This is a genomic window from Pseudomonas sp. S3_B11, assembly GCF_054667715.1.
In genome coordinates, this window is the sequence record NZ_CP162749.1 from 1,336,870 (window position 1) to 1,359,769 (window position 22,900).

The window sequence follows — 22,900 nt, forward strand, 5'->3', positions numbered from 1 at the left end:
TTTTGGCTGGTCCGGCTCCCGGCTTTTCCAAAAGTGACCCGCCGTCAGGGCGGAACCCTAAGTTGCCGTTACCGCAGCAACGGATATGTACTCAATCAACAAGAGCCAGCCCACTCCCACAGGTTTCGTATCAGCTTTCCAGTTGCCGCAAGCGTTTGTACAGGGTATTGCGGCTGACTCCCAGCCGTCGCGCCAGGTGTGAAATATTCCCGCCCACGGCCTGCAACTGACGGTTCAGGTCCTCGGCATCGTTCAGGTCCACCGTCATCGGCTCAGGCGTTTCCACCGGCTCCATTTCAAGGTCGACAAAGAAGTCGTCGGGCAGATGTTCCGGACGGATCGGCTGTTCCTCGGCCATCGCCAGGGCCACTTGCAACACGCTGCTGACCTGCCGCAGGTTGCCCGGCCATGGATGGCGCTCGAACAGGTCCAGTACCTCGCGGCTCAGGCCGGCCCATTGGGTCGGTTCGCGGTGGTGTTCCCAAAGGCGTTTGAACAGGGCCTGTTTGTCGCTGCGTTCGCGCAGCGGTGGCAGCTCCAGGGTCAGGCCGCCGATGCGGTAGTACAAGTCTTCGCGAAACCGCCCCAGTTGCACCTGTTCACGCAGCGAGCGGTTGGTGGCAGAGATGATGCGGATGTCCACCGGGAACAGCTCCGCGCTGCCCACCGGCTGTACGCAACGTTCCTGCAAGACTCGCAGCAGCCGGGCCTGGGTCGGCAGGGGCATATCGCCGATCTCGTCGAGGAACAGCGTGCCCCGGTCGGCCTTGCGGATCAGGCCGATGCTGCCTTTCTGATTGGCGCCGGTGAAGGCGCCTTTTTCATAACCGAACAATTCCGATTCCACCAACTCGGCGGGGATCGCTGCGCAGTTGACGGCAATGAACGGCTGTTTGCAGCGCGAACTGGCCTGGTGCAGGGCTTTGACGAAGACTTCCTTGCCAACGCCGGTCTCGCCGTGGATCAGCAGCGGAATGTCCTTCTCCAGCAAGCGCTCGGCCTGGCGCACGGCTTTCTCCACGCGGCTGTCACCGAAGTGCAGGGTGTTGAGGCTGATGACATGGGAGGCAGGAGCCGAGGCCGGCGTGGGCGCGGGCTCGGTGAACACGCGAGCCTTGATCGACACCTGGCTCGGGCGCCTGAGCAAGCACTGGAAACGATTGCTGCCGGACGCTTGCAGGGCGAACGGCAGGCCGTCGGGCTGGTTCAGCAGTTCCAGCAGCGAGACCTTGAACAGGCTTTCGATGCTGACCCGCGACAGGCTCAGGCCCAGCAGGTTGTCGGCCCGACGGTTGGCGGACAGGACCTGGCCGCTCTCATCGAAGATCAGCAGCCCGGCCCATTGGCTGTCGAGATTGTTCAGGCCGGTGTTGAAGGTCAGTTGGAAGTGTTCACCGCGAAACAGGTTGAGGATCAGCCGGTTCTCCACGGTCTGGCTCATCATCTTGACCATGCCCAGGGTATGGGAGGGCGGCAGGTAGCTGTCACTGGAGACGTCCAGCACGGCGATGACCTTGCGCTCGGCATCGAAGATCGGCGCGGCGGAGCCGGTCATGAAGCGATTGGCCTTGAGGAAGTGTTCATCGTGCTCGATGTGCACCGCCTGTTCGCAGGCCAGCGCGGTGCCGATGGCGTTGGTGCCTGTGCAGCGCTCCATCCAGCTCGCCCCGGCGCTGAAGCCATGGGCCAGTTTCGGTTCGATGAAGCGCTGGGTGCCCCAGGAGGTCAGCACTTGGCCCTGGTTGTCGGCCAGCATGATCAGGCAGTTGGAGTTGCTCAGGATGTTTTCGTAGTACGGCAGGACTTCCTGGTGAGTGGTCTGCACCAGTGAATGCTGGCTCTCCAGCAACTGGGCGATGCCTTGGGCGGGCAACTGGTCGAAGGCCGGCACGCTTTGATGGTTCAGGCCGAAGGCGCGGCAACGGGACCAGGAGGCCTGGATGATTGCCTCGTGAGACAAGGCTGGAGCAGGTGCGGCCATGGGGCACTCTCGCAGGAGCTGTTTTTATTGTTGTGGCAAGTCTCGCACAGACTCCTTGTGCTGGGGCAGGCCTGAATACCACTTCATACACAAACCCTTGTGGGAGCGAGCTTGCTCGCGATAGCGGTGGATCAGCAGTATTGATGTGGCTGACACACCGCTATCGCGAGCAAGCTCGCTCCCACAGAGGGCATGGCCAGGCTAGCCGAAAACGTTCTTTCAGTGTTGTTCAAAATTGTTCATTGTCAACCCAGGCGTTGTTCAGTTGTTCATTCATGGCTGTTCACTTGTGTTCATCAACGAACGTCTTTTTCCTACGGATAAATAGAAATTTTAAACAGATCAAGGGGTTGTGATTTCTGGCACGGCTTTCGCTTTCTAACTCGGGTCGCTTGACTCCAATAATAAAAAGGCCGAGCCATGTCATTAAAGCTTGAGCACATCTGTCGCACCGTCGAAGGCCAGACCTGGATCGACGATGCCAATCTGAGTTTCGAACCCGGATCCTTCAACGTTTTGCTGGGCCGTACATTGTCCGGCAAGACCAGCCTCATGCGCCTGATGGCCGGGCTGGACAAGCCCGACAGCGGCCGCATCCTGATGAACGGCGTCGACGTCACCAAGCGCCCGGTGCGGCTGCGCAACGTGTCGATGGTCTATCAGCAGTTCATCAACTACCCGACCATGACCGTTTTCGAAAACATCGCCTCGCCGCTGCGCCAGGCCGGTGTGTCCAACGAGGTGATCCAGAGCAAGGTGCTGGAAACCGCCAGGATGCTGCGCATCGAGAAATTCCTGCAGCGTCATCCGCTGGAGTTGTCCGGTGGCCAGCAGCAGCGCACCGCCATGGCCCGGGCCTTGGTCAAGGACGCGGAGCTGATTCTGTTCGACGAGCCGCTGGTGAACCTGGACTACAAGCTGCGTGAAGAGCTTCGCCAGGAAATGCGCGAATTGTTCCAGGCCCGCCACACCATCGCCGTCTACGCCACCACCGAGCCCAACGAGGCGTTGGCCCTGGGTGGCACCACCACGATCCTGCATGAGGGCCGGGTGATCCAGAGCGGCAAATCGTCCTCTGTGTATCACCAGCCGCAAACCGTGCTGGCCGCCGAATTGTTCTCCGAACCCCCGATCAACCTCATGCCGGGACGCATCGCCGGCAACGAGGTGAGCTTCGCCAATTTCGTGCACTTCCCGCTGAACGTCGACCTGCGCCCGGTGGGCGAGGGTGAGTTCCGTTTTGGCGTGCGCCCCAGCCACATTTCCCTGGTGCCGAGCAACGACGACGACCTCGAACTGGCCGTGACCGTCGAGGTGGCCGAGATCAGTGGCTCGGAGACCTTCCTGCACGTGCGCAACGAGCATTTCCTGCTGGTGTTGCACTTGCCAGGGGTGCATGAGTACGACGTGGATGCGCCGATTCGCATCTACATTCCGACCCATAAACTGTTTGTCTTCGACGCCCAGGGCAAGCTGGTCCAAGCCCCAGGGCAGCGTATCGCGAGGGTTGCCTGATGGCCGAAATTCGTTTGCAGAACCTCGCCCACAGCTACACCAGCACGCCGGCGGGCCCCGAGGATTATGCGATCCGCGAGATGAACCACATCTGGGAGCAGGGTGGCGCCTATGCACTGCTCGGGCCTTCGGGCTGCGGCAAGTCCACGTTGCTCAACATCATTTCCGGACTGCTCAGCCCTTCCGAAGGGCAGGTGATGTTCGACAGCAAGATCGTCAACGAGCTGACCCCGGAACGGCGCAACATTGCCCAGGTGTTCCAGTTCCCGGTGGTGTACGACACCATGACCGTATTCGACAACCTGGCATTCCCGCTGCGCAACCAGGGCATGGCCGAGGCGAGGATCCACACCAAGGTGCAGGAAATCGCCGAGGTCCTGGACCTGCAGAACCTGTTGGATAAAAAGGCCCGCAACCTCACCGCCGACGAAAAACAGAAAGTCTCCATGGGCCGCGGGCTGGTGCGCGACGATGTGTCGGCGATCCTGTTCGACGAGCCGCTGACGGTGATCGACCCGCACCTGAAATGGAAACTGCGGCGCAAGCTCAAGCAGATCCACGAGCAGTTCAACATCACCATGGTCTACGTCACCCACGACCAGTTGGAGGCCTCGACGTTCGCCGACAAGATCGCCGTGATGTACGGCGGCCAGATCGTGCAATTCGGCACGCCCCGGGACTTGTTCGAGCGCCCCAGCCACACCTTTGTCGGCTACTTCATCGGCAGCCCGGGGATGAACCTGATCGAGGTCACGGCACAGCCCGGTGGCGTCGGTTTCGCCTCGACGCACTTGCCTTTGTCCGAAACCTTGCAACGTCGGGTCGCCGAAGCCGAGGGCAAAAGCCTGAAGGTCGGTATCCGTCCCGAGTTCGTGCATGTCTGGGACGGCCCTTACGACGATGCGATGCGCGCTGACGTGGTCCACGTCGAAGACCTGGGCACCTACAAGATCCTGACCCTCAACCTCGATGGCGTACCGCTGAAAGTGCGCCTGGCCGAAGACAAGCCTGTGCCCGAAGGCACCGCGTACATCAGTTTTCCGGGCCAATGGCTGATGGTCTATGCCGATGAATACCTGCTGGAACCGTTGAGTGAGGTGCAGCCATGAACAAGGTGCAGAACAACAAGGCCTGGTGGCTGGTATTGCCGGTGTTCCTGCTGGTGGCCTTCAGTGCCGTGATCCCGATGATGACCGTGGTCAACTATTCGGTGCAGGACATCTTCGACCAGTCCAGCCGCTACTTCGTCGGCGCCGACTGGTACAAGCAGGTGCTGCTCGATCCACGGCTGCACGATTCGCTGCTGCGCCAGTTCATTTACTCGGCGTGCGTGCTGCTGATCGAAATCCCCCTGGGCATCGCCATCGCCCTGACCATGCCGACCAAGGGCAAATGGTCGTCCCTGGTGTTGATCATCCTGGCGATCCCGCTGCTGATTCCCTGGAACGTGGTAGGCACCATCTGGCAGATTTTCGGCCGCGCCGACATCGGCTTGCTGGGCTCCACCCTCAATGGCCTGGGCATCAACTACAACTATGCGGCCAACACCATGGACGCCTGGGTCACCGTGTTGGTGATGGACGTCTGGCACTGGACTTCGTTGGTAGCGCTGTTGTGCTACTCGGGGCTGCGGGCGATTCCGGACGTGTACTACCAGGCCGCGCGGATCGACCGGGCTTCCAGCTGGGCGGTGTTCCGGCACATCCAGTTGCCGAAGATGAAGAGTGTGCTGCTGATCGCCGTGATGCTGCGCTTCATGGACAGTTTCATGATCTACACCGAGCCGTTCGTACTCACTGGCGGCGGGCCGGGCAACGCCACCACGTTCCTCAGCCAGACCCTGACGCAGATGGCTATCGGCCAATTCGACCTGGGCCCGGCGGCGGCGTTTTCCCTGGTGTACTTCCTGATCATTCTGTTGGTGTCCTGGCTGTTCTACACCGCCATGACGCATTCCGACGCCAACCGTTGAGGCCCGCACGATGAGCAAGAGAAAGCTGATACCCCTGCTGATCTACATCCTGTTCCTGCTGGTGCCCATCTACTGGCTGCTGAACATGTCGTTCAAGAGCAACACCGAGATCCTTGGCAGCCTGACTTTGTGGCCGCAGGATTTCACGTTCCACAACTACAAGGTGATCTTCACCGACCCGAGCTGGTACACCGGTTACCTCAACTCGCTGTACTACGTGAGCCTGAACACGGTGATTTCCCTATGCGTCGCGTTGCCGGCGGCCTATGCGTTTTCCCGTTACCGGTTCCTGGGGGACAAGCACCTGTTCTTCTGGCTGCTGACCAACCGCATGGCCCCACCGGCGGTGTTCCTGCTGCCGTTCTTCCAGCTGTATTCGTCCATCGGGTTGTTCGACACCCATATCGCCGTGGCCCTGGCCCACTGCCTGTTCAACGTGCCGCTGGCGGTGTGGATCCTCGAAGGGTTCATGTCCGGGGTGCCGAAAGAAATTGACGAGACCGCCTACATTGACGGCTACAGTTTCCCCAAGTTCTTCACCAAGATATTCATTCCGTTGATCGGCTCCGGCATCGGTGTCACGGCATTCTTCTGCTTCATGTTTTCCTGGGTCGAGCTGTTGCTGGCCCGGACGTTGACCTCGGTGAATGCCAAGCCGATCGCGGCGGTCATGACCCGTACGGTGTCGGCGTCCGGTATCGACTGGGGCGTGCTGGCGGCGGCGGGGGTGTTGACCATCCTGCCGGGCATGCTGGTGATCTGGTTCGTTCGCAACCACGTGGCCAAGGGCTTCGCCCTGGGCCGAGTCTGAGGAGTCGATGATGGAATGGATGAATTGGACCGTCCCCACGGCGGTATTTTTCGGGGTTATCGCCTTGTTTCTGGCAGGCATGACCACCTGGGAGTTGCGTTCGCCGAGCATCCCTCGGCGTGGTTTCCTGCCGATTACCACGACCCGTGGCGATCGGTTGTTTATCGGTCTTCTCGGTAGCGCCTACCTGCACCTGCTGGTAATCGGCGCCACCGACTGGAGCATCTGGATAGCGTTCGCGTTGTCTTGGGTGTGGCTGTTGGCAGTGATGCGGTGGGGCTAGTCGCGAAGGTTCGCCGATCAGGCTCTTAAACCCAAACAGGAGGTCTCTATGTTCAATAAAAACAATAAGCTGCGACATAGCGTTTCATTGGCAGCCATGCTGGCACTCAGCGGGCTGAGTGCTGCGGCCTGGGCCGACGCCTATGAAGACGCCGCTAAAAAATGGATCGGCAGTGAATTCAAACCGTCGACCTTGACGCAAGACCAGCAGCTTGAAGAACTCAAATGGTTCATCAAGGCATCCGAGCCGTTTCGCGGCATGAAGATCAACGTGGTGTCGGAAACCCTCACCACTCACGAATACGAGTCCAAGGTACTGGCCAAGGCCTTTACCGAAATCACCGGGATCCAGTTGACCCACGACCTGCTGCAAGAAGGCGACGTGGTGGAGAAGATGCAGACGGTGATGCAGTCGGACAAGAATATCTATGACGGCTGGGTCAACGATTCGGACCTGATTGGTACGCACTTTCGCTACGGCAAGACCGAATCGATCACCGACCTGATGGCCAACGAAGGCAAGGCCTACACTTCGCCAACCCTGGACATCAAGGACTTCATCGGTATTTCCTTCACCACTGCGCCGGACGGCAAGATCTATCAGTTGCCCGACCAGCAATTCGCCAACTTGTACTGGTTCCGTGCCGACTGGTTCGAGCGTCCGGAGCTGAAGGCCAAGTTCAAGGAGAAATACGGCTACGAGCTGGGCGTACCAGTGAACTGGTCGGCCTATGAAGACATCGCCAAGTTCTTCTCCGAAGACGTCAAGGAAATCGACGGCAAGCGTATCTACGGTCACATGGACTACGGCAAGAAAGACCCCTCCCTGGGCTGGCGCTTCACCGATGCCTGGTTCTCCATGGCTGGCGGCGGCGACAAGGGCCTGCCCAACGGTCTGCCGGTGGACGAGTGGGGTATTCGCGTCGAAGACTGCCATCCGGTCGGCTCCAGCGTCACCCGTGGCGGCGATACCAACGGCCCTGCAGCGGTGTTCGCCACCACCAAGTACGTGGACTGGTTGAAGAAGTACGCGCCGCCGGAAGCGGCGGGCATGACCTTCTCCGAATCCGGCCCGGTACCGTCCCAAGGCAACATCGCCCAGCAGATTTTCTGGTACACCGCGTTTACCGCCGACATGACCAAGCCGGGCCTGCCGGTGGTGAACGCCGATGGCACGCCGAAATGGCGCATGGCACCTTCGCCACGTGGTCCGTATTGGGAGCAGGGCATGAAGCTGGGGTATCAGGACGTGGGTTCCTGGACATTCATGAAGTCCACGCCTGAGAAACAGAAACTCGCGGCCTGGCTCTATGCGCAGTTCGTGACGTCCAAGACCGTGTCGCTGAAGAAGACCATCGTTGGCCTGACGCCGATTCGTGAGTCGGACATCAACTCCCAGGCGATGACCGACCTGGCGCCGAAACTCGGTGGCCTGGTGGAGTTCTACCGCAGCCCGGCCCGCGTGCAATGGACCCCGACCGGGACCAACGTGCCGGACTATCCGCGCCTGGCGCAACTGTGGTGGAGCCACATCGCCGAAGCCGCCAGCGGCGAGAAGACCCCGCAGCAGGCCCTCGATGGCTTGGCCAAGGACCAGGATGCGATCATGACGCGCCTGGAACGCTCCAAGGCCCAAGCCACCTGCGCCCCGAAAATGAACCCCGAGCGCGACGCGCAATACTGGTTCGACCAACCGGGTGCACCGAAGCCGAAACTGGCGAACGAGAAGCCTAAAGGTGAAACCGTGAGCTACACCGAGCTGTTGAAATCGTGGGAGGCAGCACGCAAGTAAAGCCCCAAGCGTGAAAGCGAACGGCACCGAAAGGTGCCGTTTTTTTTGCGTGCGCTTGCACAGTTTTTCCGCGTCGCTCACAGACCTCGCGTACACCACAAATCCCTTGCTCGCGAAGGCGGTGGCACATTCAGCATTGATGCAAGCAGACCCACCGCTATCGCGAGCAAGCTCGGCTCCCACAGGTATCGGCAGTGAGCACTGATCCTGTAAACAACCAAAGAACTGTGTGGAGGGCGATCTGTGGGAGCAAAGCTTGCTCGCGATAGCGGTGTGACAGTCAATGAAGGTATTGGGTGTCAGCCGGGGACCTGTGCGTTAGCCGGCCTTGGCCGAGCTTACCTGGGGGCGTTCGGCCATGGGCGATGGCTTGTTTTTCATCAACGTGTCCAGCGCTTGCCGGTAGTTTTTGCCCGCCAGGCTCATGCTGTTGTTATGCGTCGCCCCCGGCACCAGCAGCAGGCGCTTGGGCTCCCGGGCGGCGTTGAACAGTTGCTCGCTGAAGCGCGGTGGTACGTAGCGATCGGCAGAGCCATGCACCACCAGCAGCGGCATGTTGATCTCGCCGATTTTGTCGATGGAGTCGAATTTCTGCGACAACAACCAGCGCACCGGCAGGGACGTATTCGCCATCGCGGTGGCGACATCGCCCAGGGAGGTGAACGTGGATTCGATGACCAGGCCTCGGACCTGGGCAGCGCCATTCTTCGCGGCCTCCTGGCCCAACTGCGCAGCGAGATCCACCGCGACGGCACCGCCCAGAGAATGACCGTAGATCAGTCGCAGGGCCGGGTCCGGTTGCAGTACCTTGAGACGCTCCCAGGCGATGCGCGCATCTTCATAGACGCTGGCTTCCGACGGCAGATCCCCATGGCTTTTGCCAAAGCCACGGTAATCGATAGCCAGCACCGAATAGCCCAGCGCCCTCAGTTGCTGGATACGAAACAACTGGCCGGTCAAATTCCAACGCACACCGTGCAAGTACAGGATGGCCGGCGCATTCTTGCGTTCGGCCGGCCACCACCAACCGTGGATATTTTCCCCGGCCTTGAAGCTCTTGGGCTTGAGATCGAATTCCTGCACGCCGCTGGGAAGCCCACTGAACCAGCTCGCGGTCCCCGGCTCGATGCGAAAGACCAGCTCGCGTTCCTTATGCTGCAGCACTGCACAGCCCACCGGCAGCCCGACCACCATTGCGCTCATGACAAGGAAGGCCAGCCAGCGCCGCCGAAGGCGAGAGAATAAAGGTAAAGGCATCGACGCAATTCGCTACTCGAAACTGAAGATGCCTTGTAGCAGATTCTCCGAAAGCGGCGCAGGGATTTCGGACGGTCGTGGCGAGGTAGCAAACGCCCTCGCCACAGGTATACACCGCGTCCCTGTCAGTGCACATCCCCATACTCAACCAGCGTCAATACCTGCGCGGTCCGGCCGTACGCGACCTTGGGCACGCCCGCCAGGCGCTTGTTCAGTACTTGGGTCAACGACTCGCCTGGCCTCAGGCTGGCATCGCCAAAATCCTCGTCCAGTTGCATCGGATGCACGATGACCTCAAGCGAGCCATATGCCGGTGGCGCGGCGTAGTCCAGGTCGGCCGGGGTGCAAACGTAGTCCGCTGTCGCACCGCACAGGCTGCGAATGCGCCGGTTGAACAGGGTTTTGAAGATACGCTTGGGCGGGGTCAAGTTCGCCCCCAGGTTGCGCGCCAGGCGCATGGGCACGCCTTGCCTGGCGGCGAAGCGGGCCACCAGTTCGCCGATGGGCCAGATGTTGTGCACATGTTGATGGGAGTCGAGATGGCTGGGACGCAGGCCGCGGTCCAGGCAGTGTTGCCATTGCGCCTGCAGTTCATCTTCCACTGCCGCCAGATCCTTTGAACCCAGGCGCAGGCAATAACGCGACAGGTTCAGGTCGAACTGGCCATTGGCGTCGCAAAAAACCGGGCGCGAGGTGATCGCCTGGCCCAGCGGCGGGCCGTAGCTGAGGTTGAAATGCAGGCCAACGTGGCCGTTGAGCAGCGGTTGCCGGGCCATTTCACACGCCTGCTCGAAACCCGGCATGTTGGCCATGGCCGTGGCCGAACTGATCACGCCGGTCTCGAAGGCCCGCAGGATCAGCGCGTTCTCACTGAGGCTGAGCCCGAAGTCGTCAGCGTTGACGATCACTTGACGCGGCATCTGTCTTCTCCTGGTTTTTAGGGGGGGACGATGCCGTCGTCGCGGTCGGTTTGCTTCGGCGTTTGCCAAACCATGGCTTCAAGCTTTTCCAGAGTCGCAAGGCAAATCCCAGAAGCAAACCACCGGGCTGCCATGAATAGAAACTCCAGCGCCAGTGTTCCAGTTGGCCGGTCATGCGTTCGTGTAACTGATGGCTGGAGTTCTCCAGGCTGACCCGTGATGCGTCGATCCAGCGCCAGTTTTCGTCCAGCCCCCAGCGAATCCACTCCTCGAGCAACACCCGGCCGCTGCCCAGGTCGGCATGCTGCGGCAGGAACGCCAGGTTGTAGTCGTACAGCCGCCCCTGGTCCAGCAGGCCGAGGCGATAGCTGATGCATTCGCCGTTCAGCTCCAGCATCACCACCCGCACCAGGCCTTGGGCGGCGAGGGCGGTGAAGGCGAGGTTCATCCATTGCCGGCGCCCGGGGTCGGCGAAGATGCCGACGCCTTCCTCGCCTTTCCAACTGGCCGCCTCGACATCGGCGAGGGTCCGCAACAGCTGGCCCATGCTGATGGCGTCCGGTTTCACCCGGAGGATCTCGGCACCGCAGGCAGCGATCCGCTTGCGGGCCCGGCGCAACTTGTAGCGTGGGTCGCCAGAGATTTCCTGATGGTCATTGTCGCTGATCAAATGCACTGGCACCCGGCAACTCAGGCGGCGCTCTCCGGTGGAACTCAGCGCCATCCAGGCGCTGAGGACGCTTTGCTCACCGACCGGCTCGATCACTTCATTCAATTGCAGCAGTGCGTGGGGCAAGTGCTGACGGATCTGCGTCAGCGCCTGCCCCATGCCTTCGGCGTCCAGGCGCACCATCAAGGCGATGCGGTCGGCCAATGGATAACCCAAGTGACGCAACACCCGGAACCGCAGCCCGCCGATACGCTCACGCCCCGATACCAAGGGCAGGCACAGGCACAGTGTCTGGTCTTGCCAGCCCAGCAACACGTGCAGCTGCTGGTCCGGCAGCAGGGCGAATTCCGCCGCTTGCAGCCAAGCCAGGGTGTTGAAGGGCGTAGCGTCGGGCACCTGGGTTCGCAGCTGTTCATAAGCTGTCATGGGAAAGTCCTCGGCGCCCAGGGAGCGACACCATTGGAACCGGATCGCCATGGGGGTCAGGCCGCCGCAGTCGAAGCAACCGGCTGGGCCGGTTTACGAAAGGCGTCCAATGCCGAGCCGTTGTAAAGCGTGTCGTGGAAAAAACGCCAGCGACCGAACAGTCGATACATGTGGGTGATCTTGCCGCGCTCCTGGAAGCCCATGCGCAGGTGCATCTTGATCGCCGGGATGTTTTGCAAGTCGCAGACATCGACCATCGTGCTGCAACCTTTGTCCGCCATGACTTTCCACATCTCCAGCTGCATGTCCGCCGATATACTGGAGCCCCAGTATTTACGAATCGCCTCGCCACCGAACTGAAAGTACTCGCCAGGCTTGATCGGGAAGTTGCATTGGTAGAAATGGCGGTCGAAATAGTCTCGCGTACTGCCCCAGGCGAACCCCACTGTGTCGCCTTGATCATCCAGGTACATCAAGCCTGTGTAGCCTTCGGCGGCCAGTTCGCGCATGGTTTTGACGCGGTCGCCGAAATACCGGGCAAAAGCGTCGGCATTGCTGACCGTGATGAACTCCAGGCGCATCGGCGGGTAGGCCTTGAGGTTATGCGGGGGCAGTGGAGTGCGCACATCGTGTTCCAGCCACACCAGTTTCGAGTGGAGAAACACGTAGCGTCTGAGCAGCTGTTTGAAGACGGCGCGCAGGCCTTTTTTCTGAATGCGGTCACGCAATTTCTGCAGAACGTTCATGGTGCCTCCTGACGGGTGGCGGGTTGGGGGGAAACGGGAGCGGTCCAGCTCAGGGCAAACAGGGTTTCTCCTGGCAGGAGAAAGCGGATCTGCCCGGCGTCGCAGTTGAACGGGGCGCTGAGGCTATGGTTGTCGGGGCCGAAATACACCAGCTCGGCTTTCGCCTGGGGGCAGGGCACGCCGTCCAGGCTGACCTGTTGCGGGCGGGTGCTTTTGTTCACGCCCAGCAGGCCGCGTCTTGCGTCGGTGGCCATGGCCAGCACGTCGACTTCAAAGGCGTCGTTGTCCAGGCGCAACACCTGTTCGAGCCAATGCTGTTGGATGAATTGCTGGGCCAGCCCCACCGGCTTGAGTTCCAAGCGCTGGTTGTCCAGCACTCGCACCATGCCTTTTGGGTACTCCGGTTCGTCGGCGGACTGGAACCAGTTGAGCATGTCCAGCCAACCGTCCGCCGAGGCATTGATCACCACGGACGTCCACCACAGGGCGGCGTAATGGGTTTCCTGGTCGTAGGGGCTCAGGCTCGAGCCGCTGGACATGTTGGTCTGATCCAGCAACAAGGCCTTGCGCGGCCGGCCGTTACTGTCCAGGCCCACCAGGTCGGCGGCGCGGCGCACGCTGTTGCGATAGACCCGGGTCGCCAGCAGGTCGCGGATCATCCATTCGTGCCAGGCCAGGGCGTCGATCTGGTCACTGGACTCGGCCAGCAAGCGTCGCGCCCAGTCGATCCCGCGTCGATCAGCGGCGTTTTCCGCCAGGGGACCATTGGTGAACCGGGAGCTGGCCGGTATGGCAATGCGCACCCCGGCGCGGGTGTTGGCGGGGTCGGCGCGAACCTGGCTGGCCATGCTCTTGAACACCTGCTGGAAGCTGGCGAAGTCCGGGTAGTTGAGGTTCGGCTCATCGGCGAAACTGAGGTAGTGGAGGCCTTTGCCGTCCATGGCGCGAGTCGACTTGAGCCAGGCCTGCAAGCCGCTGGTGCTGACGCGATCGGCCTGCAGGTCGGCCTTGCGTGCGCTACCGGCCAGCAGGGTGATGTCCCGGGTAATGCCGAAGCGGTCCTGGTACAGGCGCCGGAACCTATCTTCGTGGTCCGGCTTGGCAGCGGTGACGTCGACAAAACTGTAATAAGTGGCGGCCTGGGGCTTGAGGGTATCGATTACCGGGTAGGCAGAGGGCGGGGGCATGGCGTAGGGCAGGGAAATGCCCAGTTTCGGGGTTGTTCCCAGGACGTCGCCATAGAGTTTCAGGTGAGCCTGCCCCGGGTCCTGGCGCAGCGGCTGCAGGTGCTCAGCGGTCTGGGCGAACAGGTTCGCCGTGCCGTCCAGCCAGAACGCTGCCTTGCCGTTGCCCTGCAACTGCAAACGCCAGGTTTGCTCGACGTTGGCAACGGGCAGGGCGACCTGATCGAACTGCCAATAGGCCGGGTATGGCTTGAGGTTCAGCTGCACCTGTTTGCCATCGGTCACGCGCCGGGCTTGCAGGCTGCGCACACCGCCGTGGAACTTGCCTGCCAGCACGGCTTGTTCACCGGGGGCGACCTTGAAGTACAACTCATCGCCGTCATGGGTTTCAGCGCTGAAATGCACCTTGGCCGGGGCGAACATCGCTTGGGTACGGGCGTCGTGCTCGACGGTGTAGCGGCGGAAACTGTAGCCGGGAATTTCCAGTCGATAACTGGCGGCTCCCGGCAGCAAGGGCCACTGCTGCTCGCCACGTTCCTGGGTCGCCTTGATCAAGCGCTCACCCACCAGGCGCCCCTGGCCGTTGAGCAGGTACAGGTGTTCTGAATTGGCGTTGGCCTGCCAGGCCGGGACCCAGCGCACGGTCACGTAATCCGGGCGGTCGGTCTGCAGGTACAGGCTGCCGTCGCGGATGCCGGTCCATTGCATCGCCGCGCCCTGGGCCAAGAAGGCCAGGCTCCAGAGGCACAGGCCAGCAGCCATTTTCCACCAACGCTGCCAAACCGCCATCGCGAGCAAGCCCGCTCCCACAGGGCAATCAGCAACCCCTGTGGGAGCGAGCTTGCTCGCGATGGCGGTTTGGCAGGCAACCACACTCATGCCGATTTCCCCAACAGCATCCGGCGCATCGGCAGCAAGTCGCTGGGCAGGATGATCAGTGTCTGCCACAGCGCCACGCCGCTGAGGCGGCAGTACATGGCCAGCAGCGCCACGGTCACGCCCAGGTAGGCGATTGAAGACGCGGCGGCGGCCCCGACGATGCCGTAGCGGGGAATCAGGATCAGGTTCAGCGCCAGGTTCAGAACTGCGCCCACGCCCATCAACAGCGAAACCGTGCCGGGGCGGTTCTTGCCCAGCAGATCCAGGCGCAGGATGCTCGCGTAGCACAGCCCGAACAGCCCCGGCAGTAGCGCCAGCAAGGCGGGATACGCCGGCTGGTAGGCGGCGCCAAACAAGGTAACGATCAACCATTGACCGATCAGCGCCATACTCAGGCAGGCGCCGAGCATCACCGTGGCGGTCAGGCGCAGGGCCAGGGGCGTCAGGCGCTGCATGTCGCTGTCCTGTTGCAACAGGCGTTTCATCAGCGGCGTGGTGACAGCTTCGGGCACGATCAGCAGCAGTTCGGCGGCGGCGCTGGCCATGGCGTAGTGACCCAGGGCCGTGCTGCCCAGCAGGGCACCGATGAACAGGAAGTCCGAGCGCAGCAGCACTTGCTGGAACAGCAGGTCCGGGTGGCTGCGGGCACCGTAGCGCAACAATTCGTTCTGACCGGTGCGATCCCAGCGCAGGGTGACCACATGATCGCGGCGCAACCACACCCAACCGGCCAGCACCACCAGGCTCAAGCCGGCCAGCCAACTGATCAGCGCCGCTTCCAGGGCGGCGTCTTTCCACATCCAGAACAGTGCAACGAACAGCAGCAGGGGCGCCAGGGATTCCATCAGGCGCAAGGCATTGAAGGCGCCCACTCCGCCGCAAGCATTGTGCATCGTCAGCAGACCGCTCTTGAGCACGGTCAACGGCACGGCCAGCAACAGCAACCAGGCGAGCAATCCCAATTGCGTGGCGATGTCCAGTTCGCCGCCGAACTCGCGCACCAGCGCCACCACCAGCAAGGTTAACAAGCCAGCCAACAGGCAGCCGAAGACCAGCACCTGGCTGAGCAGCAGACCCATCGAGCGCTGCTGCGCCGCCTGATAACCCACGGCGGAATTCAGGCCACCGCTGGTGGCGGCGCTGATCAGGTCCGGCAGGGTGCTGAGCAAGGCGAACAGCCCGCGTTCACTGGGTCCGAGAATCCGCGCCAGCAGCACATTGCGCAGCAGGCGCAGGCCGATCATCGCCAGGCGCGTGCCCATGCTCAGTGCCAGGTGCTTGAGGTAATGAGCGCGGCTCATGGGCGTGTTCCTCGGCGAATGCGCCAGGCCAGTAATTCAGGGTGGTGGGCGTTGCTCTGGCTGACGCCGAAACGCGGCAGGTTCAGCGGGTCACCGTCGTTGCGATACAGCCCCGCCTCGGTGCCGAGGGCGAAGGCAAAACCGTGGGCCGCCACCTGTTGGCGTACCCGGGCATCGTGATCGCCGTTGGGGTAGCAATACACCGGCAAAGGATGGGCGCAGCCGTTTTCCAGGGCGATCCAGCTGCGCGTCAGTTCTTCGTGCAGGCGCTGGTCATCCAGCCCGGTCAGGATCGCGTGGCTGGCGCCATGGGGGCCGAAGCGGACCAGCCCGGAATCTTCGAGCATGCGTACCTGGGGCCAGTCCAGGGCCTGGGGCTGGGAACCCTGCGGGCAGGCGTCGGTGAGGTCGCTCAATGTGTGTGCATCGAGACTCTTGAGACTCTGCAGGTAATGCAGCAGCGCCAGGCTGCGGCGCTCGTCGTCGATGTCATCGAGCAGCACCGGCAACGGTCGGCCGACGTGCTGCAAATGCTCGATCAATGAGCGCCGTGCCACCTGGCCATGGCTGCCCCAGAGGGTTTCACCGATGCTTTCCCACCAGAAGTGCTGGCGACTGCCGATGAAATCGGTGGAGAGGAAAATACTCGCTGGCACCTGGTATTGGCGCAGCAACGGAAAGGCATTCATGGCGTTGTCGCGCCAACCGTCGTCGAAAGTCAGGGCGACCCGCGGGCGGTTCGGAACGCTCTCAGGGTCGGCCAGCAACAAGCTCATCAGCGGCACACACTCGAAATGCCGTAGCAGCCAGATCAGCAGATGTTCAAACGCTTCGGGCCCCACGCACAGCTCGTTGCGATGGGGCAGTTCGGCGGCACGGTCGTTGTTCAGCACGCGATGGAGCATCAGGATCACGCCGGCGCCACGCAGGGGATGGCGCCCCAGGGACGTGTTCAGGTACAGCCAGCCGCCGGTGCGCTTGAAGACTTGTTTGATCGACATCGGCCGTACTCCTTAGCGATTCTGCTCGGGGTTCCACTGGCTATAGCGCTGGCCCCGCAGGAACTGCCAGAGCCCGATGCTCATGCCCGCCAGCGTCACCAGCACGAATGCGGCCAGGCGAAAGGGCCGGGGCAGGCGGTGGCGCGCGTCCATCAAGCCGATCAGTGCCATGGCGTAGCCGAGCAATTGCGCCACCAGGCTCAGGCGATAGAACGGATGGTCGTTCCACAGCCAGGCATTGCTCAGCAAGAGCGGCAGCAGCAACACCGGCGCCAGGCGGCGGATCAACTTGTGGCTGATCAACCCAATGGCGTAGAGCCCATGGCGCAGCGGGTTGAGCAGTTCCCGGCGCTGAGCCAGGCTCTGCAGTCCGCCGACGGTGACCCGCTGGCGACGGCGAAACTGCTTGTCGGCTTCGTCCACACCCTGGTCGGTCACCCGGGCCATGGGGGCATAGACGATGGACTTGCCGGCGGCTGGCGCGCAGGTGCTGAGGAAAAAGTCATCGTTGACCTGGGCCGGTATCGGTTGGAACAGCACCCGGCGCAGGGCCAACAGCGCACCGTCGGCCGAGACCATGCAACCGGTGCGACTCTCCACCCGACGCAACCAGCCTTCGTAATGGCGATACAGGCTGTCGCCCAGGCTCAGGCCCTTGCCCGGCACCGGGATTTCCATGTGCCCGGCACAGGCACCGACTTCCGGATCGCCCAAGGGTGCCAACAGATGGCTGAGAGTGTCGCTGGCCCATTGGTTATCGGCGTCGGTGAACACCAGGATTTCGCCGCTGCTGTGGGCGACACCGGTATTGAGGGCGGCGGCCTTGCCCTGGCGCGGCAGGTCGAGCACGGTGATGCGCGGGTCGATCACCTTGCGTGCGCAGGCCACCGTGTCGTCGGTGGAGCCGTCGCTGGCGAGGATGATTCGCAATGAATGGGCCCGATAATCCTGGGCCAGCAAGGTGCGCAATTTTTCCTCGATGTGCCGCGCCTCGTTGTGGGCGGCAATGACGATGCTCACGTCCATCGGAAACGCCTTGCCGTAGCGCCGCATCGGAAACAGCGGCGCCAGCAGGCTCAACATCAAGGGATAACCGAGGTAGGCGTACACCGGCAGCAACAGGCACGACCAGTAAATGAATTCAGCCACGGGCAGGTCTCCTGGCATTCCAATGACACAGATTGAGCAGCAGTGCGGCGCCGGTCAGGTGCAGGCGCACCCCGTGCAAGGCCCACAATTGCAAGGTCAGGCGCGGATCACGCCGGCTCTGGCGCAGGCTCAGGAACAAGGGTGGCAGGGTGGTGACCAGCAACAACGTCAGCGCCAGGTGCAATTGCCCCTGGAGCAACGCGAGCACCGCCAGCAGGTCCAAGCCCCAGGCGCCAATGGACAGCGCCGGGAAGCGCAGCAGGCGCAGGCTCGGGCCATGGCTGCGGAGCAATTGCAGATGGCTGCCCTGGCGCCACAGTTCCTTGCTCATCCACTCGCGCCAACTGCCTTCGTAGCCCCAGTGCAGGGCGACGCTTTCGTTGACCAGCAGCAATTGCGCGTCGGCCTGGCGCAGGCGCAAGGAGAAGTCCTTGTCTTCGCCGGTGCGCAGGGTTTCGTCGAAGCCTGCGACCCGTTCGAACCAGCTGCGACGCATCAACAGGTTGGCACTGGGCAGCCACTGCACCCGATGCAGGAGGCGTGACCCCGGACGTTGGCTGCGGCGCTGCCAGGCTTCGGCGAACCACGGCGCCTGCCGGGGCGTGTCGAGGTCCAGGCCGAGTACGTCGCCCTGGTGGCCTTCGAGTTCCAGCAACAGCTTGAGCCAGTCGGCCGGCATCTCGATGTCGGCATCGATGAACGCCAGCCAGTCACCCTGGGCGACGGCAGCACCGCGGTTGCGCAGGGCGCCGATGTGCACGCCTGGCACGATCAACACCCGTGCCCCCAACTCGTTGGCAATGCGCGGGCCATGGTCGTCGGAGCCGTTGTCCACCACGATCAACTCACATGCCAGGCCTGCCTGGCGGGCGGCTTCCTGCGCTGCGTGCAGCGTACGGCCGATGTGTCGGGCCTCGTTGTACATCGGGATCACAATACTGACGCAGCTCATGGACGAGCCTCCTGCGGCGCGGCCTGCTCGGCGTCGTAGCGCAACACACTGGTGAGGGCGAGCATGATCCACAGCAACTTGTGGTTCGGCGCACTGAGGAACATCAGGAACAACGCCAGCGAGAGGAAACTCATGCCCAGGTGCGTCAGCAGGTCCGCTTGCGCCCAGTCCCGGCGTTGCAGCCAGAGCCGACGGGCGTGCAGCAGGTTGTACAGGCCAAGGCCGATCATGCCGACGAACATCAGCCCGCCCGGGACGCCGATTTCGCTGAAGATTTCCAGGTAGGTGTTATGGGCCCGGCGATACAGGTCCCCCAGCTTGCGGTTGGCCGAGAACGCCTTGGCATAGCCGGTGGGTGCGTAGTGCAGCGGAAAGGTCCCGGGGCCTGAGCCGAGTATCGGGTTTTCGCGGATCATCTGGCTGCCGACGACGATGTACGAGGCGCGGCGGCCGAGGGATTCATCCTGGTGGGCGCTGGCGCCGGCGCTGAGGATGCTCAACGACTGGATGCGCGCGACATAGCCGGCCGGCATCACGGCGATCGCCAGGGGGATGATGAGCGCCAGCCCGAGCATGGCGAAGCCCAGGTGCCGTGGGCGGATGCGCGGCAGCTGCGCGCGGTAGTGATACAGCCCGATCATCAGGCTGAGCATCAACACCACCAGCCCCGAGCGCGATTCGGTCTTGGTCATGCCGCCCAGCAGCAGGATGAAACAGCCGCCCCAGAACAACCGGTGCAGCAAGCTCGGGCCGCGCACCACCAGCAGCAACGCCAGCGGCACGGTAAAGGCAATCAGCAGGGCGAAAGTGTTCGGGTCTTCCAGCAGGCCGGACGCGCGGCCCTGGTCCTGGTACTTGGCCGAGAACATCGCCAATACGCAGGTGGTGGTGACGCTCAAGGTCACCAGGCGACAGAACAGGTCCAGGTTCAATTCACGACCGATCAGCAGGGTGATTACAAACAGAATCAACCCCACCCCCAGTTCGCGAAAATGGGTCATGGACAGGCCCATGTTTTCCGACAACATCAGGCTCAGGCCATAGAGCACCATGAAACCGATCAGCGGCCGCCAGATATTGCTGCGCAGGCGTGTCCCGGGAATCTGGTGCACCGCCAGTTGCAACATCAGGATCATGATCAACGCCAGGCCAAGGAATTTGCTGCCGGAAAAGGCGTTGTCCTTGAACAGGCCTTCGAACGGCACCAGTGCGGCAATGCCCAGCAAACCCCAACCGGGCTTGCGGTACAGCACGGCGACGCCGACCAGGCCGAGCACAGCGCCCGGTGCCAGGAACGGATAAGGGCTGGCCAGCAGCGCCAGGCATACAAGGCCCAGCAGGCTGACGATCGAGAGTGGGACAATCATGAGCGAGCCTCCCGTGCCGTGCGGATGTAAAGCTGCGACCAGCGTTCGGCCAGCGTGCGCAGGTCGTAGCGGTCCCGTTGGGTGCGGCGTGCGTTATCGGCCAGGATCCGCGCCAGGGGCGGTTCGCTGAACAGCGTTTCGATCTGCGCCGCCAGTTCCGCGCTGTTGGCCGGTGCCGCGAGCAGGCCGTTATGACGGTCCTGCAACACGTCGGGAATGCCGCCGACGCCGAACGCCACCACCGGCACGCCGGCTTGCATGGCTTCGAGCAGAATCATCGGAGTGCCTTCGGTGCGCGAGCTGATCACCAAGGCGTCGAGGCGACTCCACCAGGCGTTCATGTCGGTCTGGTAGCCCGGCAATTCGATGCGCGTGGGCAGTCCGGCGTCGGTGATGCGCTTGAGCAGTGCCTGGCGTTCCGGGCCGTCGCCGAGCATCACCGCGTGCAGCGATGCATGCTTCTGGCACAGCGGGATCATGGCGTCGAGGAACAGGTCCGGACCTTTCTCGCTGCTCAAGCGGCCGACGTAGCCGACCCGCCAGCGTTGCTTGTCAGAGCGGTGGGCCAGTGGCGTGCTGGCCGCTGGCAGGCCATTGGGGATGACGTCGAGTTTTTCCGCCCGCACGCTGGCCCGGCGATGCAGCGTGGCAATGCTCTCGGCCACGCAGACGACCCGCTTGACCGAGGCGGTGCGGCACAGTTGCAGGCTCAGCCAGGTATAGAAACGCTGCTTGGGGCTCCTTGGGGTGAAGCCATGCTGGGTAATCACCAGCGGCAGGCCCAGCAACGTGGCGGCGGACCAGCCGAACAACAGCCCCTTGAAGTTGTGGGTGTTGATCAGCGGCCGGTCGTCCCGGCGCTGGCGCAGGTGCTGCAACAACTCGGCCCAACTGGCGCAATGACGGCAATCGACCCCGGCCTGGCGAAAACGCGTGATCAAGGTCGGTGGCGCCGCCAGGAACAGCACCTGGTGCTGCCCGGGCGTCGCCAGGCAATGATCGAGCAGCATCCGCTCGGCCCCATAGAAGCCGCCGCTGTCGAGCAGATGAATGATCGACAGGGGGCTGCTGTGGCGGGTCGGGCCGAACGGCGCGTTCAATTTCGCACCCAATGGACAAGGCTGGGCAGGCTCCAGTTGCGGTGCGGGTTGACCTTGTCGGGGGACTGCTCGTTGATCACCAACAGCACCGGCACATCCAGTTGCTGGGTGATTTGCGCTGGATGCTTGAAGCGATGGTCGAAGAACTCACGCACATAGACCAGGGCAATCGCCAGCAGCAGGCCGCTGAACATGCCGAAGGCAATGATCAGCATCGGCTTGGGAAAGGCCGGGGCGGTTGGTTCGAACGGCGGGCTCAGGACCCGGGCGTTGGACAGGTCGTTGTCCAGCGAACGCGCGGTGCTGGCTTCGGCGAACCGCTGGGCATAGGTGGAGAACGCCGCATGCAGGGCGTTGATCTCGGTGTCCATCTGCCGCAGCTTGCTCTGGGTTTCCTGCAATTGATGGATACGCTGCTTGAAGGCGGCGATGCGTTCGATCTTCTGGTTGATCACCGAGCTGACGACGGCCAGGTCGGTGGTGCGTTCCTGGATCCGGTTGTTCACCACCTTCAGGAACTGCTGGCGCGTGCGGACGATCTGTTCCCGGGCCAGCAGCATCGGTTCGCTGCCGGGCTGGAAGATCGCCAGGTCATTCATGTAGCGGCTGACCTGGCTGGTCAGTTGCTCGCCCAGCTGCCTGATTTCCCGGTCTTCGAAGGCAATGTTGTCCACGGTGGTGGTGAAGGTGAACGGGAAGGTGTAGTCGTTGAACCGCGAGCTGTTCGCCGCCGCGAGACTGGTCTTGAGGTAATCGAGCCAGCGTTGGCTTTGCAGCAGGCGATCCTGGTACAGGTTCAGGGCCTGCTCTTCGGTATTGATGGCGTTCAGGCGGAAGGTGACTTCTTCCTTGGGATCGGACGAGCCGATGTTTTCAAGCAGCCCCAGCCGGTTGCCTTCCAGGCCGTCGAGACGGGTCTGGTATTGGGCTTTCTTCTGCTCATAGAACGTCTGTGGCAGTTCGATCGATTGCAGGTCCTGGCGGCCGGTGAGGTAGTTCTGCAGCAGTTGCGCCACGAACCGGGTGCCCTGGGCCGGGTCGCCGAAACTGTAGACGATGGAGATGACGTTGGAGCCGGGCAGGGTCTCGATCTTCAGGTTTTCGATGGCCTCGTCGGTCAGCGTATCGAGCACGGTGTCGCGCACCGGATCGACCTCCAGCCCCAGGCCATCGCGCAACGGGTTGATGACGTACTCGCGCAGGGGCTGGGTGATGTAACGCTTGAAGGGATCGCTCACCCACTTGTTGAAGATGCCCGGGCTGGGCGTGTATTCGCCCTGGTCGCGCAGGGTGCTGATGGTCTGCCGGATCAACGCCGGCGAGCGCAGGATATTGCTCTCGGTTTCCATGTCCGCCAGGGACGGCGGGATGAAGGTGGCGTTTTCCTGGTTCAGCGATGTGGTGGCGTCGCCCTGGGAGAGTTTTTTCGACTGGACAATCACCTGGGCGGTGATATCGAAGCTCTGCTTGAGCATCAACGGCAGCACCAGGGCGATCACGGCGAAAATCAGGAAGATACGCTTCACCCACTGCTTGTTGGCGAAGAAGATCCTGAAGAACTCATGCAGATAGTTTTCCTTGGGGTTCATGTCAGG

General features: G+C 62.3%; 19 protein-coding genes. 6 read left to right on the forward strand and 13 right to left on the reverse strand.

The window, feature by feature from the left end:
• Positions 1 to 130: 130 nt before the first annotated feature.
• Positions 131 to 1,981: a sigma-54-dependent Fis family transcriptional regulator gene (locus tag AB4O22_RS06320; protein ID WP_223471375.1), complete on the reverse strand. Its 1,851-nt coding sequence runs from the start codon at positions 1,979 to 1,981 to the stop codon at positions 131 to 133.
• Positions 1,982 to 2,401: 420 nt separating this feature from the next.
• Here AB4O22_RS06320 and AB4O22_RS06325 point away from each other — a divergent pair, with 420 nt between their 5' ends.
• The 6 genes from AB4O22_RS06325 to AB4O22_RS06350 are packed head-to-tail and all read left to right on the forward strand — an operon-like array spanning position 2,402 to position 8,353.
• A complete protein-coding gene (locus AB4O22_RS06325) occupies positions 2,402 to 3,496 on the forward strand; it encodes an ABC transporter ATP-binding protein (RefSeq protein ID WP_003203764.1) in 1,095 nt (364 codons plus the stop codon).
• Positions 3,496 to 4,605 (forward strand): ABC transporter ATP-binding protein, encoded by a 1,110-nt coding sequence (locus tag AB4O22_RS06330; protein ID WP_223471376.1) that lies wholly within the window; start codon positions 3,496 to 3,498, stop codon positions 4,603 to 4,605. Before AB4O22_RS06325 ends, AB4O22_RS06330 begins: the two co-directional genes overlap by 1 nt.
• Positions 4,602 to 5,468 carry a carbohydrate ABC transporter permease gene (locus AB4O22_RS06335; RefSeq protein ID WP_003179834.1) on the forward strand — a complete coding sequence of 289 codons (867 nt, stop codon included), beginning with the start codon at positions 4,602 to 4,604 and terminating at the stop codon, positions 5,466 to 5,468. The genes AB4O22_RS06330 and AB4O22_RS06335 overlap by 4 nt, the downstream gene beginning before the upstream one ends.
• Before the next feature lie 10 nt (positions 5,469 to 5,478).
• Positions 5,479 to 6,279 carry a carbohydrate ABC transporter permease gene (locus AB4O22_RS06340; RefSeq protein ID WP_003203759.1) on the forward strand — a complete coding sequence of 267 codons (801 nt, stop codon included), beginning with the start codon at positions 5,479 to 5,481 and terminating at the stop codon, positions 6,277 to 6,279.
• A gap of 10 nt (positions 6,280 to 6,289) precedes the next feature.
• Positions 6,290 to 6,562: a DUF2160 domain-containing protein gene (locus tag AB4O22_RS06345; protein WP_003203757.1), complete on the forward strand. Its 273-nt coding sequence runs from the start codon at positions 6,290 to 6,292 to the stop codon at positions 6,560 to 6,562.
• Between the two features lie 48 nt (positions 6,563 to 6,610).
• Positions 6,611 to 8,353, forward strand: coding sequence for an ABC transporter substrate-binding protein (locus AB4O22_RS06350; RefSeq protein WP_003203755.1), 1,743 nt, complete (start codon positions 6,611 to 6,613; stop codon positions 8,351 to 8,353).
• A gap of 318 nt (positions 8,354 to 8,671) precedes the next feature.
• Here the strand turns inward: AB4O22_RS06350 and AB4O22_RS06355 are convergent, their stop codons facing one another.
• The 12 genes from AB4O22_RS06355 to AB4O22_RS06410 form a co-directional block, all read right to left on the reverse strand.
• Positions 8,672 to 9,610, reverse strand: coding sequence for an alpha/beta hydrolase (locus AB4O22_RS06355; protein ID WP_003203753.1), 939 nt, complete (start codon positions 9,608 to 9,610; stop codon positions 8,672 to 8,674).
• Between the two features lie 125 nt (positions 9,611 to 9,735).
• A complete protein-coding gene (locus AB4O22_RS06360) occupies positions 9,736 to 10,530 on the reverse strand; it encodes a ChbG/HpnK family deacetylase (protein ID WP_003203752.1) in 795 nt (264 codons plus the stop codon).
• A complete protein-coding gene (locus AB4O22_RS06365) occupies positions 10,502 to 11,677 on the reverse strand; it encodes a GNAT family N-acetyltransferase (protein WP_003203750.1) in 1,176 nt (391 codons plus the stop codon). The genes AB4O22_RS06360 and AB4O22_RS06365 overlap by 29 nt, the downstream gene beginning before the upstream one ends.
• Positions 11,678 to 11,682: 5 nt before the next feature.
• Positions 11,683 to 12,372 carry a GNAT family N-acetyltransferase gene (locus AB4O22_RS06370; protein WP_003203748.1) on the reverse strand — a complete coding sequence of 230 codons (690 nt, stop codon included), beginning with the start codon at positions 12,370 to 12,372 and terminating at the stop codon, positions 11,683 to 11,685.
• Positions 12,369 to 14,318 (reverse strand): hypothetical protein, encoded by a 1,950-nt coding sequence (locus AB4O22_RS06375; RefSeq protein ID WP_460097794.1) that lies wholly within the window; start codon positions 14,316 to 14,318, stop codon positions 12,369 to 12,371. The genes AB4O22_RS06370 and AB4O22_RS06375 overlap by 4 nt, the downstream gene beginning before the upstream one ends.
• Before the next feature lie 113 nt (positions 14,319 to 14,431).
• Complete coding sequence (locus AB4O22_RS06380; RefSeq protein ID WP_013693803.1) at positions 14,432 to 15,736, reverse strand: lipopolysaccharide biosynthesis protein; 1,305 nt, start codon at positions 15,734 to 15,736, stop codon at positions 14,432 to 14,434.
• Positions 15,733 to 16,737, reverse strand: a complete 1,005-nt coding sequence (locus tag AB4O22_RS06385; protein WP_003203742.1) for a polysaccharide deacetylase family protein — start codon at positions 16,735 to 16,737, stop codon at positions 15,733 to 15,735. The genes AB4O22_RS06380 and AB4O22_RS06385 overlap by 4 nt, the downstream gene beginning before the upstream one ends.
• Positions 16,738 to 16,749: 12 nt before the next feature.
• Entirely contained in the window at positions 16,750 to 17,886 is a 1,137-nt protein-coding gene (locus AB4O22_RS06390; protein WP_003203741.1) for a glycosyltransferase family 2 protein, read from the reverse strand.
• Positions 17,879 to 18,838 carry a glycosyltransferase gene (locus AB4O22_RS06395; RefSeq protein ID WP_003203738.1) on the reverse strand — a complete coding sequence of 320 codons (960 nt, stop codon included), beginning with the start codon at positions 18,836 to 18,838 and terminating at the stop codon, positions 17,879 to 17,881. The genes AB4O22_RS06390 and AB4O22_RS06395 overlap by 8 nt, the downstream gene beginning before the upstream one ends.
• The gene (locus tag AB4O22_RS06400; RefSeq protein ID WP_003203736.1) at positions 18,835 to 20,205 is read right to left on the reverse strand and encodes an O-antigen ligase family protein; all 1,371 of its coding nucleotides are present in this window, start codon (positions 20,203 to 20,205) and stop codon (positions 18,835 to 18,837) included. The genes AB4O22_RS06395 and AB4O22_RS06400 overlap by 4 nt, the downstream gene beginning before the upstream one ends.
• Positions 20,202 to 21,305, reverse strand: coding sequence for a glycosyltransferase family 4 protein (locus AB4O22_RS06405; RefSeq protein ID WP_027912995.1), 1,104 nt, complete (start codon positions 21,303 to 21,305; stop codon positions 20,202 to 20,204). The genes AB4O22_RS06400 and AB4O22_RS06405 overlap by 4 nt, the downstream gene beginning before the upstream one ends.
• Positions 21,302 to 22,894, reverse strand: coding sequence for a GumC family protein (locus tag AB4O22_RS06410; protein WP_223471382.1), 1,593 nt, complete (start codon positions 22,892 to 22,894; stop codon positions 21,302 to 21,304). Before AB4O22_RS06410 ends, AB4O22_RS06405 begins: the two co-directional genes overlap by 4 nt.
• Positions 22,895 to 22,900 lie beyond the last annotated feature (6 nt).

Coding starts and splice junctions, on each gene's coding strand:
- AB4O22_RS06350 (WP_003203755.1), top strand. CDS start 6,611: ATGTTCAATAAAAACAATAAGCTGCGACATAGCGTTTCATTGGCAGCC.
- AB4O22_RS06380 (WP_013693803.1), bottom strand. CDS start 15,736: ATGAGCCGCGCTCATTACCTCAAGCACCTGGCACTGAGCATGGGCACG.
- AB4O22_RS06325 (WP_003203764.1), top strand. CDS start 2,402: ATGTCATTAAAGCTTGAGCACATCTGTCGCACCGTCGAAGGCCAGACC.
- AB4O22_RS06375 (WP_460097794.1), bottom strand. CDS start 14,318: ATGGCTGCTGGCCTGTGCCTCTGGAGCCTGGCCTTCTTGGCCCAGGGC.
- AB4O22_RS06370 (WP_003203748.1), bottom strand. CDS start 12,372: ATGAACGTTCTGCAGAAATTGCGTGACCGCATTCAGAAAAAAGGCCTG.
- AB4O22_RS06355 (WP_003203753.1), bottom strand. CDS start 9,610: ATGCCTTTACCTTTATTCTCTCGCCTTCGGCGGCGCTGGCTGGCCTTC.
- AB4O22_RS06365 (WP_003203750.1), bottom strand. CDS start 11,677: ATGGCGATCCGGTTCCAATGGTGTCGCTCCCTGGGCGCCGAGGACTTT.
- AB4O22_RS06385 (WP_003203742.1), bottom strand. CDS start 16,737: ATGTCGATCAAACAAGTCTTCAAGCGCACCGGCGGCTGGCTGTACCTG.
- AB4O22_RS06320 (WP_223471375.1), bottom strand. CDS start 1,981: ATGGCCGCACCTGCTCCAGCCTTGTCTCACGAGGCAATCATCCAGGCC.
- AB4O22_RS06330 (WP_223471376.1), top strand. CDS start 3,496: ATGGCCGAAATTCGTTTGCAGAACCTCGCCCACAGCTACACCAGCACG.
- AB4O22_RS06335 (WP_003179834.1), top strand. CDS start 4,602: ATGAACAAGGTGCAGAACAACAAGGCCTGGTGGCTGGTATTGCCGGTG.
- AB4O22_RS06360 (WP_003203752.1), bottom strand. CDS start 10,530: ATGCCGCGTCAAGTGATCGTCAACGCTGACGACTTCGGGCTCAGCCTC.
- AB4O22_RS06400 (WP_003203736.1), bottom strand. CDS start 20,205: ATGATTGTCCCACTCTCGATCGTCAGCCTGCTGGGCCTTGTATGCCTG.
- AB4O22_RS06410 (WP_223471382.1), bottom strand. CDS start 22,894: ATGAACCCCAAGGAAAACTATCTGCATGAGTTCTTCAGGATCTTCTTC.
- AB4O22_RS06395 (WP_003203738.1), bottom strand. CDS start 18,838: ATGAGCTGCGTCAGTATTGTGATCCCGATGTACAACGAGGCCCGACAC.
- AB4O22_RS06345 (WP_003203757.1), top strand. CDS start 6,290: ATGGAATGGATGAATTGGACCGTCCCCACGGCGGTATTTTTCGGGGTT.
- AB4O22_RS06340 (WP_003203759.1), top strand. CDS start 5,479: ATGAGCAAGAGAAAGCTGATACCCCTGCTGATCTACATCCTGTTCCTG.